At 39.7% G+C, this 19,682-nt stretch carries 16 protein-coding genes; 14 read left to right on the forward strand and 2 right to left on the reverse strand.

What is annotated here, in order from left to right; translation table 11 throughout:
• The first annotated feature begins 72 nt into the window (after positions 1-72).
• The 3 genes from R3X26_RS05105 (at position 73) to R3X26_RS05115 (ending at position 5,516) form a co-directional block, all read left to right on the forward strand.
• On the forward strand, positions 73-981 hold the full coding sequence (locus R3X26_RS05105) for an aldo/keto reductase family oxidoreductase (RefSeq protein ID WP_317716130.1): 909 nt from the start codon (positions 73-75) through the stop codon (positions 979-981).
• A gap of 237 nt (positions 982-1,218) precedes the next feature.
• Entirely contained in the window at positions 1,219-2,364 is a 1,146-nt protein-coding gene (locus R3X26_RS05110) for an efflux RND transporter periplasmic adaptor subunit (RefSeq protein ID WP_317716131.1), read from the forward strand.
• 2 nt (positions 2,365-2,366) lie between these two features.
• Positions 2,367-5,516 (forward strand): multidrug efflux RND transporter permease subunit, encoded by a 3,150-nt coding sequence (locus R3X26_RS05115; RefSeq protein WP_317716132.1) that lies wholly within the window; start codon positions 2,367-2,369, stop codon positions 5,514-5,516.
• Between the two features lie 151 nt (positions 5,517-5,667).
• Here the strand turns inward: R3X26_RS05115 and R3X26_RS05120 are convergent, their stop codons facing one another.
• Positions 5,668-6,570: a chemotaxis protein gene (locus tag R3X26_RS05120; RefSeq protein ID WP_317716133.1), complete on the reverse strand. Its 903-nt coding sequence runs from the start codon at positions 6,568-6,570 to the stop codon at positions 5,668-5,670.
• A 193-nt stretch (positions 6,571-6,763) separates the two neighbouring features.
• On the opposite strand from R3X26_RS05120, the gene ppiC reads away from it, so the two are divergent.
• Positions 6,764-7,042 carry a peptidylprolyl isomerase PpiC gene (ppiC, locus tag R3X26_RS05125; RefSeq protein WP_317716134.1) on the forward strand — a complete coding sequence of 93 codons (279 nt, stop codon included), beginning with the start codon at positions 6,764-6,766 and terminating at the stop codon, positions 7,040-7,042.
• Positions 7,043-7,226: 184 nt separating this feature from the next.
• On the opposite strand, the gene trmY is transcribed toward ppiC, so the two are convergent.
• The gene (gene trmY / locus R3X26_RS05130) at positions 7,227-7,823 is read right to left on the reverse strand and encodes a tRNA (pseudouridine(54)-N(1))-methyltransferase TrmY (protein WP_317716135.1); all 597 of its coding nucleotides are present in this window, start codon (positions 7,821-7,823) and stop codon (positions 7,227-7,229) included.
• Between the two features lie 314 nt (positions 7,824-8,137).
• On the opposite strand from trmY, the gene R3X26_RS05135 reads away from it, so the two are divergent.
• From R3X26_RS05135 to R3X26_RS05180, 10 genes are all read left to right on the forward strand, one after another.
• The gene (locus R3X26_RS05135; RefSeq protein WP_317716136.1) at positions 8,138-10,126 is read left to right on the forward strand and encodes a methyl-accepting chemotaxis protein; all 1,989 of its coding nucleotides are present in this window, start codon (positions 8,138-8,140) and stop codon (positions 10,124-10,126) included.
• 86 nt (positions 10,127-10,212) lie between these two features.
• Positions 10,213-11,199 carry a triphosphoribosyl-dephospho-CoA synthase CitG gene (gene citG, locus R3X26_RS05140; RefSeq protein ID WP_411572396.1) on the forward strand — a complete coding sequence of 329 codons (987 nt, stop codon included), beginning with the start codon at positions 10,213-10,215 and terminating at the stop codon, positions 11,197-11,199.
• 371 nt (positions 11,200-11,570) lie between these two features.
• Positions 11,571-12,359 carry a DUF3450 domain-containing protein gene (locus R3X26_RS05145; RefSeq protein WP_317716138.1) on the forward strand — a complete coding sequence of 263 codons (789 nt, stop codon included), beginning with the start codon at positions 11,571-11,573 and terminating at the stop codon, positions 12,357-12,359.
• Positions 12,346-13,677, forward strand: a complete 1,332-nt coding sequence (locus tag R3X26_RS05150; protein WP_317716139.1) for a MotA/TolQ/ExbB proton channel family protein — start codon at positions 12,346-12,348, stop codon at positions 13,675-13,677. Before R3X26_RS05145 ends, R3X26_RS05150 begins: the two co-directional genes overlap by 14 nt.
• Before the next feature lie 49 nt (positions 13,678-13,726).
• On the forward strand, positions 13,727-14,224 hold the full coding sequence (locus tag R3X26_RS05155) for a MotA/TolQ/ExbB proton channel family protein (RefSeq protein ID WP_317716210.1): 498 nt from the start codon (positions 13,727-13,729) through the stop codon (positions 14,222-14,224).
• Entirely contained in the window at positions 14,221-14,625 is a 405-nt protein-coding gene (locus R3X26_RS05160) for a biopolymer transporter ExbD (RefSeq protein WP_317716140.1), read from the forward strand. Before R3X26_RS05155 ends, R3X26_RS05160 begins: the two co-directional genes overlap by 4 nt.
• Positions 14,626-15,303: an energy transducer TonB gene (locus R3X26_RS05165; RefSeq protein ID WP_317716141.1), complete on the forward strand. Its 678-nt coding sequence runs from the start codon at positions 14,626-14,628 to the stop codon at positions 15,301-15,303.
• Positions 15,300-16,514 (forward strand): tetratricopeptide repeat protein, encoded by a 1,215-nt coding sequence (locus R3X26_RS05170; RefSeq protein ID WP_317716142.1) that lies wholly within the window; start codon positions 15,300-15,302, stop codon positions 16,512-16,514. Before R3X26_RS05165 ends, R3X26_RS05170 begins: the two co-directional genes overlap by 4 nt.
• Positions 16,515-16,652: 138 nt before the next feature.
• Complete coding sequence (locus R3X26_RS05175) at positions 16,653-17,849, forward strand: DEAD/DEAH box helicase (protein ID WP_317716143.1); 1,197 nt, start codon at positions 16,653-16,655, stop codon at positions 17,847-17,849.
• A gap of 117 nt (positions 17,850-17,966) precedes the next feature.
• Positions 17,967-19,562: an ABC-F family ATPase gene (locus tag R3X26_RS05180; RefSeq protein ID WP_317716144.1), complete on the forward strand. Its 1,596-nt coding sequence runs from the start codon at positions 17,967-17,969 to the stop codon at positions 19,560-19,562.
• The last annotated feature ends 120 nt before the right edge of the window (positions 19,563-19,682 follow it).

Consider the following 19,682-nt stretch of genomic DNA (forward strand, 5'->3'; position numbering starts at 1 on the left):
TTAAGATTTGAGATCTCATAGTAACAAATGCATTTTTATTTATATTTTGTATTAATTTAAGGAGGCAACTTAATGGTTGCTAAAGTGTGTATTGCGCCACAAGGGCCGGAGTTTTCTGAGTTAGTTCAGGGCTATTGGCGTCTCGCTGAATGGGAAATGTCTCCACAACAAAGGTTAACATTTTTAAAACAGCATATTGAATTAGGAGTGACCACGGTAGACCATGCGGATATTTATGGCGATTATCAATGTGAAAGGCTGTTTGGTGAAGCGTTAGCATTGGACAAGTCGGTACGTAATAGTATTCAATTGGTGACTAAGTGTGATGTCAAGCTTTGTAGTACGAGCGTACCTGAGAGAAAAATTAATCACTACGATACAAGCAAAACCCACATTCTTGAGTCTGTCGATAACTCATTACGGCGCCTCAATGTTGAAAATATAGATGTATTGCTGATCCATCGACAAGACGCACTGATGGATGCCGATGAGGTAGCAGAAGCATTTCATACATTAAAGCAGTCAGGTAAAGTGAAGAATTTTGGTGTGTCTAACCATTCTCCTCGTCAATTTGAACTTTTACAGTCTCGATTAGATGTACCATTGGTCACCAATCAAGTAGAAATTAATCCTATTAATTTTGATGTAGTTGATGATGGAACGCTTGATCTGTTGCAGCTTAAACGTATTAGACCAATGGCTTGGTCTTGTTTGGCAGGTGGACGACTTTTCTCAGGAGAATCGGATCAAGATAAACGTGTTCGAAACGAGCTGAATGCGATTAAAATAGAAGTTGGCGCTCAAAGCATTGACCAAGTTGTTTATGCATGGGTTTGCCAATTACCTTCAAAACCCATTCCAATTATTGGCTCGGGTAAAATAGAGCGGGTGCAAACCGCAATTGACGGAATCAAAATTAAACTCACCCGAGAGCAATGGTACAGAATTTGGGTAGCTTCGAAAGGTCATGGTGTACCTTAGATTGAACAGCGTTATCTGTTTTTATTAAAAACAGATAACGATTGGATGTAAATCATCGGTAACAGAACGCTGATAGGTGTCGTCCGAAAGCAATTAAATAATCTTAATTGATCAACTTAGACATATTTTGAAACACATAGCTATAATTTCTGATATAGCTCGGACATTTTGTTTACATGAGTAACTTATTGTTCGCCCCTGCGATGTGCAGTTTAAAATTATATAGTTGGTTATTCTATGAGTAATAAAGCATTTCTACTGGTAATAACCAGTTTAACTATACTGTCGGGTTGCGATGGGCAACCTACAGGACAGTCCCAATCTTTTGCTCCATTAGTCTCGGCAGAAAATGTAAAAGTCATTTCTTATCATCGAAATCAAGATTACGTTGGTAGAATTAATGCCGTCGAAGATGTCACGATTACCGCTCAGGTTTCCGGTTATCTTAGATCACGACATTTTGTTGAAGGACAAATGGTTGAACAAGGACAGCTATTATTTGAAATTGAGCCATCGTCTTATCAAGCACAAGTCGCGAGCGCAAATGCGTCAGTTGCATTGGCACAGGCAAACGTAAAAAAAACCACTTTAGATTATGAACGCGGAAAAAACTTATTACCCAAAGGCAATATATCTCAATCTGAATATGATGCCTTAACCAGTGCTAAGTTAGGTGCAGAAGCACAACTACAAGCTGCAAAAGCAGAACTTAACGCGGCAGAGGTCAATCTTTCCTATACCAGCATTCGTGCGCCTTTTGATGGCAGGGTGAGCGAAAGCTACGTGAGTATAGGTGACTTAGTTTCACCATCAACTGGGACGTTGACCAACATTGTTAGTTTAGACCCAATTCATGCCAGTTTTACTGTCAGTGAAAGACAGCGTTTATTGATGGGTATGGAAGAGATAGATGGCAGCGGGACAGGCGCGGCAGACAAAGTAGAAGTGCAATTGATTTTTGAAAATGGAGAATCATATGGTGAGATGGGCCACATTGACTTTATAGATAATCGTATTAACACTACTACTGGAACTCTCGCGATGCGTGCGCAGTTTAAAAACCCGAAAGAAGTACTGCTACCCGGTCAGCACGTTAAGGTTAATATTCAAGAAAAAACGACTGTCGAGTTAGATACTATTCCAAGAAGGGCGGTTCAAAGTGACTTGCAAGGTGACTTTGTTATGCTGCTAACGGAAGACAATATAGCCGAACGTCGCAACGTGAAGCTAGGTAAACAGACAGAGACGGGAGCGATTATTGTCGATGGTCTCAATTCAGATGATCGTGTCATTACCAAAGGGCTTCAGCGGATTAGAAATGGTGTCGAAGTACGAGTTGAGCAAGATAGCAAAACCATAAACGTAGCTGGTGAGGAAATGTAATCATGCTCAGTCGATTTTTTATTCAAAGACCAAAATTCGCTCTGGTCATTTCTATTATACTTACGCTTGCAGGTGTCATCTCATTAACTCAATTGCCTGTGGCTGAATATCCAAAGATTAGTCCACCTTCAGTGAGTGTCACTGCGTTTTATACTGGTGCAAGCGCTGAAACAGTGGAGCAAGCGGTTGCTGATCCAATAGAGTCTTCCGTTAATGGTGTTGAAGATATGATCTACATGTCTTCCAAGAGTGCCAATGATGGCTCTTATTCTTTGAATGTAACGTTTGATGTCGGGACAGATCCAGATATGGCGCAAGTTAACGTTCAAAACAGAGTGACTCAAATTGAATCCAAGTTGCCACAAGAAGTACGCATGGTCGGTGTTACGGTAAAAAAACGGTCACCTGATATCTTAATGGTGCTGAATTTTTATTCTCCTGATGGCCGCTATGACGATCAATTCCTCATCAATTACATAAACTTAAATGTAAAAGACCAATTGGCACGCGTTAAAGGTATTAGTGAAGTTGGCGTGATTGGGGGCGGAGAGTTTGCTATGCGTGTGTGGTTAGACCCAGACAAAATGGCTAACCTTAACCTAACTACCTCCGATGTTAGCGCCGCGCTTGCCGAACAAAACGTGCAAGTAGCTGCAGGACGAGTTGGTGCACCTCCTTTCAATAATGCACAAGAAGTACAATTTAACCTTGTTACTAAAGGTCGACTTGAGACGGTTGAAGAATTTGAGCAGGTTATATTGAGATCAAATAATGACGGCTCAACGATTTACTTAAAAGATGTGGCTAGGTTAGAACTTGGTAAAAAATCTTATGATGGTCAAGGTAAGTTTAGAGGGAAAGATGCTTCGATAATCACTTTATCATTACAATCCGATGCTAATGCATTAGAAAGTGGCGAAGCAGTTATTGAACTGCTAGACAAAATGAGTGTTAATTTCCCCAAAGGAATGGAGTATGAAACCAGTTATGACACGACCGTATTTGTTGCTGAGTCGATTAAAGGTGTCGTTAAAACCTTAATCGAGGCGATTTTATTAGTTATCGCTGTGACTTATATGTTTTTAGGTAGCGCTCGTGCTACTTTGATCCCGGTGGTCGCGATTCCCGTATCTTTGATAGGTACATTTGCCGTAATGCTAATCGCTGGTTTTACCATTAATACTGTCACTTTATTTGGTCTGATTCTCGCCATTGGTATTGTGGTGGATGATGCGATTTTAGTGATAGAAAATGTTGATACATTAATGAAGAAAGATCCGTCGCTTACTCCGGCAAAAGCGACACTCTTGGCTATGAAAGAAGTAACAGGGCCTATTATTACTTCAACATTAGTCTTATTAGCTGTATTTGTACCAGTAGCGATGCTGCCAGGAATTACTGGCATCATGTATCGACAGTTTGCGTTAACTATTTGTATTTCGGTAGTAATATCCTCTGTTAATGCACTAACGTTGTCGCCAGCAGTGTGTTCTTTGGTCTTAAAGCAGGGAGGTGATAATACCTCTAGTTGGTTTAAAGCCTTTAACAGAGGGTTAGATAAAGTTACCACTCGATATGGAAAAATAGCCGGATTTTTAGTGAAGAAAACTGTAATACTAGGCGGTGCTTTTATCATTGCTTTAGCTGCTTTAAGCTATTTCACTTCCAGCACGTCTACCGCTTTTGTTCCGCAAGAAGATAAAGGTATTTTGTTAGTGAATGTGCAGTTACCTGACTCAGCATCAATGTCTAGAACTGAAGATACCACCGCAAAATTGATGGAAATTGTACAGCAAGAACCAGGAATTGAAGCGGTAACAGTTGCAAATGGTTATGCATTATTAACAGGAGCTGCAGCCTCTAATGGCGCGACTTTATTTGTAAAACTTAAAACATGGCAAGAGAGAAAATCGTTGTCTGGAGACCATTCTTCGTTTGCTATTGCCGATCGAATTAACATGACTTCAGCGGAAAAGTTACCAGAGGCTATCGTTTTTGCGCTCGGTCCTCCTGCTGTTCCGGGAATGGGAGCTGCATCTGGCTTCGAGTTTGTTCTAGAAGATACATTAGGTCGCAGCCGTACTGAACTCGCTCAGGTCATGGGGCAAATTATACAAGAAGCTAACCAACAGCCTGAAATTCAGCATACATTTAGTACCTTCAGAGCTAATGTCCCTCATTTTAATGTCGAAATTGATAGGGAAAAAGCCAAACAACTTGGTATTTCACTAGGTGAAATATTTCAAACGTTACAAGGTAACTTGGGCTCTTTGTACGTTAACGACTTTACCATGTTTGGTAAAAATTTTCGGGTAACGCTGCAAGCTGATAGCGATTATAGAAGTAGTATGGATGATCTTAATCGATTCCATGTTCGTTCTGCTAAAGGCGATATGATCCCGCTTAGTACGCTTGTTTCTTACCAGCAAGTGTTTGAGCCGGATGTGGCTTGGCGTTATAACATGTATCGAGCGGCAATTATTCAAGGGCAACCAGCCGATGGCTATTCGAGTGGTGATGCAATAGCTGCAATGGATAGAGTGGCTCAGCAAGTCTTACCTTATGGTTATCAATATGAGTGGACAGGAATGGCCTATCAAGAGGTTAAAGCAGGCAATCAGGCAATTTATGCCTTTGCTTTAGCGTTGATTTTTATCTATTTATTTATGGTAGCGCAATATGAAAGTTGGACGATTCCAATTGCGATTATTTTGGTCGTGCCAGTAGCCACATTAGGATCTTTCCTTGGTTTGAATTTAGTAGGGCTTCCGCTAAATTTATACGCCCAAATAGGCTTGGTTTTACTTATTGCTCTGGCAGCAAAGAACGCAATACTTATCGTAGAGTTTGCTAAACAACAGCGAGAAGACAAGTTAGTGGAACTTGACCAAGCGGCGGTCAATGGCGGTAAGTTGCGCTTTAGAGCGGTCAACATGACGTCGTGGTCATTTATTCTTGGTATTACACCGTTAATCTTTGCGTCTGGAGCGGGCCATATTAGCCAAAATTCATTAGGGGTATCTTTGGTAGGTGGTTTACTTTGTGTATTGTTGGCAGGAACATTTCTAATTCCTGGTTTCTATGCCGTTATACAGCGAAAACGCGAAAAAGCACACGGCGGCAGTACTAAACTGCTCGATCTCGATGAATAAGATTCAGATTAAGTTATAGCCGTTATCCTGCAAGATGCAGATTTGTTGACGAAGCTTATTATCCCTAAGGACATAGTAAATCTATGTTTTTAGGGTTTTACTTCGCTTGTTGCTTTAATGCAACTGCAATCATTTTGTGAGAAAGGAAAAATCAGCTTTCTATAGCTTGAATTTGTTCTGCGCCTCGCAACATCGCTTGTATTAGTTCTGTTGCATCAAACTTAGTTAATGCTTCATGCGCGCCAACTTGATGTGCTCTATCTGCGCTCATTTCACTGGATAACGAGGTATGCAGTATCCGGTAAGCTTTATTGAGTAATGGATCATTTTGTACTTCAAAGGCTAATTCATAGCCATCGAGTCCCGGCATTTCTATATCGCTGACTAATAATTCGACAGGTTTACCTTCACTTGCATAATTCTTCATTAGATCTAGTGCATCAATTCCATTGTTACATACAGAATAGCTAATATTGATACTGTCTAATGCATCGGACAGTTGTTTCCTTGCAACACTAGAATCGTCCACTAGTAATATATTTAAAGGCTTTAAACGCTCGCGTTCTACGTCAGTCAAAATAGGTATGCGAGCAGAAGCGTCTTGTGGATAAATTTTAGATAGCAATAATTCTACGTCGAGCATTTGCACGATTTTATCTTCAAAACGCGTGATGCCGGTAACAAAAACATTAGGGCCAGTCGATTCTGGTGAGGGTTCGATGTTGTGCCAATCGCAATCGATAATTTTTTCAATAGTTCGAACCATAAAAGCGACCACAGTTCGCAGACAATCGGTCACGATTAAGTAACAGTTATCGTACTCTTGTTTGGCTATTGGTCGGAAGCCTATTGCTGCTGCCATATCAATAACAGGCACAGTAATGTCGCGGATCGTAACGGTTCCTATCACATGATGATGAGAGTAAGGAATTTTGGTGGTGGGCGAATAAGGAACAATTTCACGTACTTTTAATGTTCCAATAGCAAAGCTCTGTTGTTGTACTGAGAGTTTGAACAATAACATCCCTTGAGATTGATTGGCTTTGCTTTTCATGTATTTTCCTACCGTACGACAGTGGCTAGATTTATTCCAATGGTCAAATGTATTACCATGCTGGCACTTATCATAGTGAATAAGTGGACGCGACTCAGTAACTATTTTTGTTAATCTGCAATTATAAACACAATAACATTCACTTTTTTCCTTATTTGAGTAAAATTAAGCGCTATTTTTTAAGGAATCACTTATGGCTAGAACGGCAGCTGCGTTGCACATATTAGTTAAACATGAATCGATGGCGAAAGACATTTTGGCCCAGATAAACAAAGGCGCTAAATTTCATGTGTTAGCAAAAAAACATTCTACTTGTCCATCAGGAAAAAAAGGCGGCGATTTAGGCGAATTTCGTCAAGGTTCAATGGTGCCTCCCTTTGATAAAGCGGTATTTAAAAATGAAGTACTCAACCCTTTCATTGTTAAAACCAAGTTTGGCTGGCATGTGGTTAAAGTACTGTACCGAACCTAGAATCCGAAATTAAAAGTTAAAAATTAGAACCTCACTTCAACGTAAATTCGATGGTAAGTTTATGTTGAAGTGAGTTTTTTTTATCTAGCAGATTATGTGGATTGGTTAGTGAGTATTAAACATCTATATATTAAATAGCCACTAATCTTTTTATAACAATAAGTTAAGCTGAACTTTATTGCTTTTATTGTTGTAGATCCAGTTCATTGTGGATCAATACCACGCATTGAGAAGCAAATAACATTTTTGGGCCTAGACTGATTTTTTGGGCACCTAACCGTTTTAGGCTATTAAAGCTCTTTTTAGGCATTGGAATATGGTCGGTTAATAAGAAACAGCTGTTTTCTGGAAAAGTTTGCTCTCTTATTGCCGTACCTTTTTTATCCATCATAAACAGCTGATAGTCGAGCGAGAGTTCTTGAACTAATCTCTCAAAACTAATGGTGCGAACGGTTACCCCTTCATCAACCTGTCGTTGCTGTTCTTTAGCCATTCCTTTTGATACATCTAGTGCTTGAGCTATTTTTGTTAGCAAAGCTTGCTCATGAAAACCACCAATATTAGTAATGTCGTTCGCACTAAAGCAAATGGTACGCGAGAAGTCTTGAGTACTTTCCAATACCAAATATACGACCACATCTTCTCGGTGAGATTGTGCGACGAATATAGCGTTCATTAGAGTATGAGCTAAAATTTCAGTGTGAGCTTCATTACCAACAGCAGCGAGAAGTTGTTGACTGTCAGTCGGAGCAGATCGAGCTCGTAAAACAAAGGCGCGCATAGACAAAGATCCTAGTGAATGGGTTAAGTTACATTCACTATTATTACAGTTTTAATGGTTGATGTAACAAGATAATTTTATAGATTAAGGATGAAATCGGACTAAGTACTCATTGATTGATTTACCAATGTGCAACTTACTGGTAACGAAGCAAACAAAAGAACTTATGTCGTGCTTATTTGTATGATTAATTCAAGTGACTTCACACTTCTTAACTAAATGAGATACAGAAATTATATTAAACCGAGTGCTATTCGATATAGTGACTAATATTAGTTTGAATATTGTTAATTTTATTGAGAGTCTAATTGGTTATGCATTTATCTGTGATTAAAAGAATTCTTATTGGCTTTGTTGTTCTGTTTCTCTTGATCGTCACGACTGCACTGATCGGGCAAAAAAATATTAGGCAGCTAGAAGCGCATTTAGACGAAACGGTTGATCAACTGGCACCAATGGCAGAAAAAACCAACCAGTTATCTGGGGTGGTCCTGAATATATCTCGTTTGGTGAGTTTACATAGCGCCTCTTTAGATGAGCAAGCTAGAACGAATTTATATCAAAAAACGCAAAAATTACTCGATACTTATCAACAAACAACGCTGGCACTACAAGCCAATGTTGTTGGCTACCAAGATGTTGAACAGGTTCTAGCTGAGGTAGATTCGGCGTCGCACTTATTACTTCAAGCGGTAAGCGACCAATTTGAAATTCGAGAGCAGTGGATTGCTGCGGATACGTTGCAAAAAGAAAAAGTTGATGATTTTGTTAATGAATGGGAGTTCTTTACCGATGACAGCAAAATGTTTATTGAGTCTGTCAGTCCTGACATAGTGTGGCTAGCAGAAGGATTACAAAGTGCAGGCAACATGCTAGGTCGGTCGCTTGAGAAAGCATTTTTTGCTAAGTCTCAACAGCAGCAAGAAGGTTATTTATCAGAAGTTAAAATTCATCATCAAGCCATGCTATCCAAACGTGAGCAAATTACCGCAATTATTCCAGAGAGTAATTTTTCGTTGGTGGGATATTATGATTTGATTGACCAAGCTTTTGAGAAGCAGGGCCTGTTTGCTACTTTGTCTACCAGTATCACGTTGTTAGAAAAACAAAATCAGCAATTAGCTACCATAAATGAAAGAACCGATAATGTACTCGTGTTATTGGAAGAGGCCAGTGCGCTAGTTGGTAGCAAAATTAATCATGCCAAAGTTACCGCGCAAAACAGCAGTAATAATGCGTCTTTGCAAATGGTATTGGTATTGGGTGTCTCGGTAATTATTTCCATAATCGTTATTTGGAGTGTAATAAAAAGCATCAATGGCCCATTAAAACAGACATTGGCTCATTTGAATAAACTAGTTAGTGGTGATTTTTCTGAAAATATAGAGATAAAGTCGCAAGATGAATTTGGCCAAATTGCTCAGCAAATTAACGCATTAACAATACAGCTGAATTCAATTATTGGTGAAGTGGTAAGCAATGCAACGCAATTGGCGAGTGGAGCCGATGCGGGTTTATCATCTAGTGAAACGACTCGTGCATTAATTCGAGATCAAAAGTCTCAAGTTGAGTCGGTTGCCGATTCGGTTGAAGAGATGGAAGCTGGCATCAAAGAAGTGTCAGTTCTTGCTAATAATACTCGAGATGAGATAGATGGAATGTCGCGCTTGGTTAGTTCGGGTCGTGAAGATGTTAAAATTACCCACGATATTGTGATTTCGTTGCAAAAAGCGATGAGAGAGTCAGTTGAAAAAGGTATTCAATTAAAACAGCAGTCGGATGATATCGGTTCAATTCTAGACGTGATTAAGGGCATTGCAGAACAAACTAAGTTACTAGCCTTGAACGCTGCTATCGAAGCGGCAAGAGCCGGTGAACAAGGGCGAGGCTTCGCTGTAGTTGCTGATGAAGTGGGGGCATTGGCGAGTAGCACTCAAGATTCTACTGTTAAAATACGAGAAGTGATTCAAATGTTGCAAGTTTCTTCTGATGAAACCGTCACTATTTTAACTCAAGGAGAGGAGATGGCGTCCACTTGTTTCTCTCAGACTGAAAAAAATGAACAGCAATTGATGCAGATAGATGATGTGTTACAACAAATATTGGATAGTAGCCAGCAAATAGCTAATACTGCTGAAGATCGCTTGAGTATCGCGGCGTTAATTAATTCAAGTATGCATAATATTGTTGATCTAGGTGAAGCCACCAGTAACGAAGCGCTACAAAATCAACAAGCCAGCCAGCAATTAAAAGCGCAGTCAGAACAACAAAAACACAATGTTTCGCAATTTAAGTTGGCATAAACACAAGCTAGACTAAGTTGATATAATCGGCCATGATAACCGTTTAACGCACTGGCTAGAGATTGTTGATGAATACAAATGATTCCATGGAAGCGCTGTTAGATGGCGATGGCAGCTATGTAACTAACAAACGAAATAATCATCAGCAAAATAAATTGCAACCAAGCAATGTATTCGACATTTGCCAAGTGACTGGCGATTTAGCCTATCAAGCTATGATGTTAGAAGCGCATTTGACACCGAAACCCGGATTAGTGGACTGCGATTCTAGTGGTGCGCACAGCGATATGGATATTACAACTTTTGTTGCCAGCTCAAATGCGTTAAAGCCTTTCATGCATCAATTCGTGCAGCGTGGTTACGCTAGCCACAATCTATGCGCAAATCAATTGTTGGCTCAACTACGACCTATCGGAATTGCAGCAGAGCAAGCTATGTTTGCCGCAACGAATAATGTTAATACTCATAAAGGAATGATATTCACACTGGGAGTCATTTGTGGTTCGATAGGTTGGTTGGCTGGTAATGATCGTTCATATAATGTTCAGGAAATAAGGAAAATAATAATACAGTGCTGTGCGAATTTGGTGGCCGATGAATTAACAGAAACGACTAACGTTCCCGTTACCGCTGGTGAGAAGCTATTTCAGAAATACGGTTTAACCGGTATTAGAGGTGAGGCTTCACTCGGATACCCAACTATTTTTGAGTATGGGTTACCCGTTTATCTGCAAAGTTTGTCGCAACAACAAAGCCAACAACAAGCCATGACTCACACCTTGTTTTCGCTAATGGCCAATAATGTTGATACGAATCTCGTTAGTAGAGGTGGATTGCAGGCAATAGAATTGGTTCAAAGTGAATCACGAGCTATTTTGTCTGCCTTACTTAATGGCCACTATGATGTTGATATTTTGCTTTCGCAACTTGAAGATAAATTAGTTGAGCTTAATTTAAGTCCCGGAGGCAGCGCTGACCTATTGGCCGCAACGTGGTTACTGGCTCAATTTACTTCGAATAATCCTACACCTGTAACATGTGATTTAGCTTTATCGCTCTCTGTTCCAATCTAATCGATAATAAATAGTATTTCTCTGTATTGTGTAGGTAGATTGCCGCGGACATTAATACGCGGCTTAATCAAATTAAAGTGCGATTCTGTGTTTTTGCACTTAATCGTTAACTTTTTTCGTTGATTTACCTTATCATACGTATGATAATAATTCTCATTACTGTTATGGGAATTATTATCCAATGTGTTGTAAGCTGGCTATGCGTTATTAATAAGGTAAGTCTTTAACAATAGAGCAGTTTAATAGGGTAGGAAATTTATATTTCTTAAGTGAATATAGACCCTAAAACATTTTCAGTTTAGTTGATCATAGTTGAAGGAATGCGATTATGTTCCTTCTCGCTAAAGGACGAAAAGAAAGTTAATTTTATTATGTATAAATATAAAAATAAAATGCGTTCATATTGCATTGTTGCAAGCTTGTGCGTGTTAACGACGCATCATTTGGCGAATGCGAGCTCTTTAGCTGCGTCAGAAAAGATTGAACAATCTATTGTTAAAAATGCACAAAAAAATCAAATAGTGATCGATGAGAGAGCAGAACATTCGGCTCAGCTTCAATTTGAAATTGATGCACTCAAAGCCGAGATTAAAGGGTTAGAAACTTATCAAACTCATTTAAATAATTTGCTAGACAATCAGAATCAAGAGATGAGTAGTATCGATCGACAGTTAACCGATATTACCGAAACAAGGCAAAGTATTGTGCCGCTAATGTATGAGATGTTAGCGGGTTTAGGTCAGCTAATACAACAAGGTATGCCGATCCAATTCGACGTCAGACAAGCTCGTTTAAATAGTTTGTCTGAACTGATGGTACAAGCCAATGTTAGTGATGCAGAAAAATTTCGACGCATTCTAGAGGCATATCAAATCGAACTTGATTATGTGCAAAAGTTGGATAGTTACGTAAGCAATATCGAAATAGAGGGAGTGATGCGTGAAGTTGAACAACTCTATCTTGGCCATGTTTCTTTTATTGCGCGCAGTTTAGATAAACAAAAATACTGGTTGTGGGTCGATCAGAAACAACAATGGATAGCGTTAGAAGAACCTGTGTTTAGTCAGTTGGATGATGCTTTTTTATTGGCGAATAAGAGAGTGTCTCCGAGCATTCTAACTTTGCCTCTGTCTATACAGGAGGTAAATGATGTTCAATAAATTTATGAGTTCTTTGTTGGTATTTATTCTATTTACTATGACATGCCAAGCAGAAAATAGTGTATTACAAGTAACTAAAGAAGCCAAAAAACAATCACTTATCGATAATAAAGCCAGAGAAACGAGTTTTATAACTAAACAACAACAACTCACGGAATTACGTGACAAACTCTCCGCTCAAAGGGACAGTTTACAAGCCGCGATTGATGAATCTACCGTACGTTTTAGTGACAATGAGCAATTATTAGCAGATAAAGAGAAACAACTTCACTTAGAGTCGGGCAGCCTAGGTGAACTGTTCGGTGTCGTTCGGCAAGAGGCTAAAGCACTGCAAGTTAGCCTGCAAGATAGCGTTCTAAGTATCGATGAATCGAAAGTGTTGGCAGATGTTGACGCCATTATTCAAGCAAAAACGTTGCCCTCTAAACACCAGCTATATTCATTTTGGTCTGCATTTGTTGACCATATTAACAACGGATCGACTATTAGCTCAGTTGATGTCGATGCAGTAAAAGATGACGGTCGATTAGAAAATAAAACGGTTTTACGCATTGGAGCATTTGGTTTAGTTGATGAAACAGGGTATCTAATGTGGTCAGAAGGACACGGTGTTAGACCTTATCTAGTACAACCTCCACTTGCGCCTACCTCTGACACATTCAGTAATGCATCTATTGCTCCTAATGTTATTTCAGTTGACCCTACTGCGGGTCAGTTACTGGATCAATTAGCTCTAACCCCAACGATTTGGCAGAGAGTTGAGCAAGGTGGTGTGATTGGTCAAGTCATTCTTGGACTATTAGTGGTTGGTTTGCTGATTGGTTTGGTGCAAGGTGGCTTTTTGTTTATTAATCGTTACAAAATTAATGCGCAATTGAAAGATAAGCAAACAATTGGCAACAATGCATTGGGTCGAATTCTGGGTGTGTATAAATATGACGAGTCACCAAATGTTGAAGCGCTAGAATTGCGTTTGTATGAAACAATACTAGATGAACAATTGAAGCTTGATCGTGGTCTTTCAATGTTGAAACTATTAGCAGCATTAGCACCTATGTTAGGTTTACTCGGCACGGTTACCGGTATGATAGAAACTTTCCAAGTTATTACCCAGTATGGCAATGCTGATCCTCGTATGATGGCTTTCGGTATTTCTACTGCGTTAGTGACAACTGTATTAGGTTTAGTCTCGGCTATGCCATTGTTATTCATTCATAATGTTCTGACTTCTCAAGCCGAAAGTGTCAGGTCATTATTAGAGAAACAGGGTATTGGTTTGGTTGCAGAGCGCGCAGAACAACAATTGGAGTTGGTGTAACGTGGAACAGTGGGTGAGCTATTTTATCGACTTTTTGCGTAATGATGCTATGGCGCTATTCATGTCTCAGGGCGGTCCCGTTCTTTGGTGGTTAGCTGGGCTCAACATACTATTTTGGTTAATTGCTATTGAACGAGGTTTGTATGTGCTGGTTAGTTTTCCACGTAGACAAAAATTATGGCTCGAAACTTGGTCTTCTCGGCAAGATCATCAATCGTGGTTTGCTCAAAAACAACGAGACTCATGGTTAAATCAAGCACATATGGAACTTTTCCAAAATATAAATTTACTTAGATTAATTATCAGCCTTTTTCCTATGCTTGGTTTACTCGGTACGGTTACTGGTATGATCTCGGTATTTGATGTGCTTGCTGAACAAGGAACATCTCAACCTCGATTAATGGCGGCAGGGATCTCAATGGCAACGTTACCAACTATGGCTGGTATGGTTGCCGCTCTTGCGGGCATGTTTTTTTACTCTCAATTACTGTCAGCAATAGAGAAAAAAGAAGTACATTTAGAAAAATTAATGAGGAGCCGTTTATGAGACTTGGGCACCGAAGAAAAACTCAAGATGAAGCACAGATAGACATGACTTCTATGTTAGATATTGTATTTATCATGTTGATATTTTTTATTGTTACTAGTTCATTTGTTAATGAATCTGGTGTTGAGGTCAATAGGCCACAAGCCACTAATTCGGTCAGTAAAAAAGAGGCCAGTATTTTTGTTGCTATTACCGAGAACAACGACATTTATATTGACAAACGGCTAGTGGATAAAGAAAGAGTACAAGCAACGTTAGAGCAGTTATTGACTGAAACAAACAGTCCTTCATTAGTTGTGCAAGCCGACGAACTGGCATTTAACGGTACAGTTGTTTCCGTGTTAGATGCCGCTAAAGGGGCGGGTATTGTCAATATTGCATTAGCAACAGAGAATAATTAGATGCGTCGTTTTATCATCGCTTTTCCATTCGCCGTGGTGATAAGTTATTGCCTTGTTGGCATTATGGTGTGGATTGTTGATTTAAATGCTACTGCACAACAACCTAAATCGGAGCCATTGCAGTTTGATATTTTTATGCACGAAGTGGAAGAGTCAAGTGAAAGAAAAAGCCGAACATTGCCATCGCCGCCAGAAGAAACGATGCAACCACCAGAGAAAGCCTTAGTTCAACCTGAGCCAAAGACCAGTATCGAAACACCGGCTATTGAACCTGTTCCAGATATAAAGTTGGATGTGTCTGTGGCCGAGATGAATTTGGCAGTCAGTATACCGACTAGCGTACCAACACCGGTAAGTGATGTGTCGACTCCTGTTCAAGGCACGGAGTTATCTAATGTAGGTGAGATTAAGCAGCTGACCCCGATTAAACGATCTGTACCTGTTTACCCAAGAAAAGCCTTACAGCGAAGAATAGAAGGGTTTGTATTGCTTTCGTTTGATATTGACCGTCAAGGTAAACCAACAAATATTAAAATAGAAGACGCGCAACCGCGAAATATATTTAACAGAGAAGCACTTAAAGCGTTACGAAAGTGGTCATATACCCCATTGATTATAAACGGAGAAGCGCAACAAAGGACTGGTCAACAAGTTAAGTTGGAGTTTAAAATTCAATGATTGATTCTAATACTGTCACACCTAATGTTTTTATGTATAGCCGAAAATTGGTGTTATGGTTTTTGTTGCTACTGTTGACGTCAGTTGCACAGGCGCAAGATTTGTCTTCATCTACTGTTCGCCAAGTTCAACGTGCTTATGAATTACAATTAGAAGAACAACTCCAACAAGCCATTGATATATTAACTGCTAGGCAGCCAAGTCGGCGCTACGATCAAGCTTATGTCTCTAGAATGTTAGGTGGCTTGTATTGGCAAACTCAGCAGGTTAAACAAGCAATAGTTTCACTTACTACAGCAATCGACTTAAAGCAACTTGACCCTGAACAGCAACGAGACACCGTACGTATGTTAGCTGATATTCTTCTCAGTAATGAGCAATACCAATCTGCAGAGCAACGTTATCAATCTTTACTTACTCAGTATCAGGAAGCTAACGATTTACAGTTAATCTGGTTGCGTTTGGCGCAAGCACAGTATCAACAAAAAAAATGGCCACAGGTAGAGAGTTCGATAACAAAACATCAAAAATATCTCAAAATGACGCAGTCAACTATTGCTATTAGTGCTTTAAATTTACTATTGGCCGCACAAATTGAACAGAGTAAATGGCAGGCTGCGATTGCAACTGTAAGAACGTTACGAGACCGTCAACCTACAAATAGTATGTGGTGGTATCAATTAATCTCTCTTAATTTACACATAAAAAATAATGCCAAAGCGTTGGTGATCATTCAACAAGCAGAACGTGCGGGAATCAAATTGAATGAACAATATTTCGTCATTTTAGCTCAATTGTACGCTGAAGCTGGTGCACCTTATAAGGCGGCACAAGTTTATGCAAGACTCGATAATCTTGATGGACGAGTCTCTCAATTGGAGCAACAAGCGCTTTACTGGCAAGCAGCAAAAGAGTGGTCACGTGCAGAGGACACTTGGTATAAAGCAGCACAATTAGACGCTAAATATTACTGGCAACATGCCTTGGTTCTGATAAAAGAACGAGAATATCAACAAGCAATTGCCAGCTTAAACAACATCGCTAAACCAACGGCTCAAGTACAATTAGCTAAAATTCAGGCTTTTGTTGGTTTAGATAATAATCAACAAGCTTTAAGCATTGCCAAGAATCTGCATAAAACCAACCCTAGTTCAGAAAGTTTAAACTGGATTAAATATTTGAGCGCCAATGAGTCTTTATCTAGTGAGTAAGTGGGTTAATCGGGTGTGTTTTTCAGTAAAAAACGCTAGACTGTAGCGCAAATAATTATCTGTACAATATAATTCACCGAATAAGCTCATAGTTGTTCATTCGGTGTTAGCAGTTGACTCACTTACTAGAGATGAACGATGTCATTTTCTAAGCTTGGATTAAGCGATCCTATTTTAAAAGCAGTAGCCGAACTCGGTTACAAAACGCCAACCACGATTCAAACACAATCGATACCAGTAGTCCTCGAGGGAAAAAGCTTAATTGCCGCCGCCCAGACTGGTACAGGTAAAACCGCAAGCTTTGTTTTGCCTATCTTAGATAGATTAAGCCAAGGGACGACACAAAAGAAAAAACGTTTTCGTGCGTTGATTCTAGTACCGACTAGAGAGCTAGCAATACAAGTACAGAAAAGTATCGTTCAATATGGTCAACATCTTGGTTTAACATCCCTTGCAATGTACGGTGGAGTTGATTACCAACCACAAAAACAAGCGTTAATTGATGGCGTCGATATTGTAGTCGCAACACCGGGACGATTGATCGATTTGTATGGCCAACATGCGATCTATTTTGAAGAAGCTGAAACGTTAGTATTGGATGAAGCAGATAGAATGTTGGATATGGGTTTTATTGAAGACATCAATAAAATTATCGCTCGTTTACCTAATGACATTCAAAACTTGTTATTTTCGGCGACTATGTCAAATCCAGTACGCGAATTAGCAAGAAGTGCAATTCACGACCCAGTAGAAATTTCGATTGCTAAGCACTCGGCTTCCAAAAGTAATATTAAGCAGTGGTTAGTAACAGTGGATAAAGATAAGAAATCGGCGTTACTTAGCCAACTTTTGACAGAAAATAGTTGGCCACAAGTGCTGATATTCATTGAAACCAAGCATGGGGCTGCAAAATTAGTGTCTCAATTAGAGAAACGAGGCATTGCTGCAGAAGCTTTTCATAGTGGGCGTAATCAAGCTTCTCGAGCACGCGTTTTTGAAGAATTTAAAAACGGTTCAGTTAAGTATCTTGTTGCTACCGGAGTGGCGGCTCGAGGCTTGGACATTGACGAATTACCATGCGTTATCAATTATGATTTACCGTATCCAGCGGATGAATATGTTCATAGAATAGGAAGGACAGGCCGCGCAGACGCACAAGGGGAAGCAGTTTCCCTTGTATCAAAGGACAATTTCAAAAATTTATGCATGATTGAAAGTCGTCTTGGCCATCTTATTGAAAGAAGAGTTATTGACGGTTTTGTGCCCAAAAAAGAAGTGCCAATTTCAGTTTTGAATTATGTTCCAAAACATAAAAGAGAGCAGACGGACCAGTGATTCAAGATGATTTTTACTAGTGATGTAGTTCACAAAATCTGTTAGAATTGGCTAAAATTTGGAAAGCTGGTTAATCACCAGCTTTTTTGTGTCCTTAAGAAAATAATTAGGTGTCCTGTGCTAACAACTGCAAATATCACCATGCAATTTGGCGATAAGCCTCTGTTTGAAAATATCTCCATTAAATTTGGTAACGGTAATCGCTATGGTTTAATTGGTGCCAATGGTTCTGGAAAATCGACTTTTATGAAGATTCTTGGTGGTGAGCTCGAACCATCAGCTGGTACCGTTTCTTGTGATCCAAATGAAAGAATGGCGAAGTTAGGTCAGGATCAATTTGCCTTTGAAGAGTTTACGGTTGTTGACACTGTCATTATGGGGCACAAAGAATTATGGGCGATTAAAGAAGAGCGTGACCGTATTTATTCTTTACCTGAAATGTCTGACGAAGATGGTATGAGAGTAGGCGACTTAGAAACAGAATTTGCTGAAATGGACGGTTATTCAGCTGAAGCACGAGCAGGCGAACTGCTATTAGGTTTGGGCATCTCAGAAGAACAACATTTTGGTTTGATGAGTGAAGTGGCTCCTGGTTTGAAAGTTCGAGTTTTGCTGGCGCAAGTTTTGTTCGCTGAACCTGAGATCATGCTACTTGATGAACCAACCAACAACTTGGACATGCACACTATTGCTTGGCTTGAAGAGATTTTGTTAGCCCGTAACTGCACCATGATTATTATCTCGCATGATCGCCATTTCTTAAATACAGTTTGTACTCACATGGCTGACTTAGATTACGGTGAACTGCGCATGTTCCATGGTAACTATGATGAATACATGATTGCAGCCGAGCAAGCTCGCGAACGTTTACAAGCTGATAATGCCAAGAAAAAAGCGCAGATGGCAGAGCTACAAACCTTTGTTAGCCGTTTTTCAGCCAATGCATCTAAAGCAAAACAAGCTACATCTCGTCAAAAGCAATTGGATAAAATTCAATTGGATGAAGTAAAACCGTCTAGCCGTCAATCCCCCTTCATTCGTTTTGAGCAAGAGAAAGAATTGTTCCGAAATGCATTAGAAGTAGACGGTTTAAAGCAAGGTTATGGCGATAACATCTTGTTTAATGGCATCGATTTAATGGTAGAGGTTGGGGAGCGCGTTGCGATTATTGGTGAAAATGGTATTGGTAAATCTACTTTACTTAATACATTAGCCAGTGCAATGGAACCGATGGACGGAATGATTAAGTGGTCTGAAAATCATAACATTGGTTATTATGCACAGGATCATGCGCATGACTTTGCCGAAGATCTTACCTTGTTAGATTGGATGAGTCAGTGGAAAAAAGAAGGTGATGATGAGCAAGTCGTTCGTGGCATCTTGGGACGTATGCTGTTTTCGCAAAATGACATCAAGAAATCGGTTAAGGTTATTTCTGGTGGTGAGCAAGGCCGCATGTTGTTTGGTAAGCTTATCATGCAAAAAGCCAATATTTTGCTAATGGATGAACCAACAAACCACATGGATATGGAGTCTATTGAGGCACTTAACCTTGCGCTAGAAAACTACAAAGGAACATTATTTTTCGTTTCTCATGACCGTCAGTTTGTTTCATCTATTGCTACCCGTATCATTGAAATTACTAAAGAAGGTGTTAGTGATTTCCATGGTAGCTACGAAGAGTATCTAAATAAGTTGGGCGTGAAAGGTTAATATTTCTGCCAGAGAAGGGCTGTAAGCTCTTCTCTTTAGCGGACACACACCACAACAGTGTATACAATGTCTACAAGGACCATGCTTACAAGGACAGTCCCGCATAACAAAGTCAGTGCA

Origin of the sequence: Vibrio sp. TH_r3, assembly GCF_033101115.1 — a bacterium.
Lineage (GTDB): Bacteria > Pseudomonadota > Gammaproteobacteria > Enterobacterales > Vibrionaceae > Vibrio.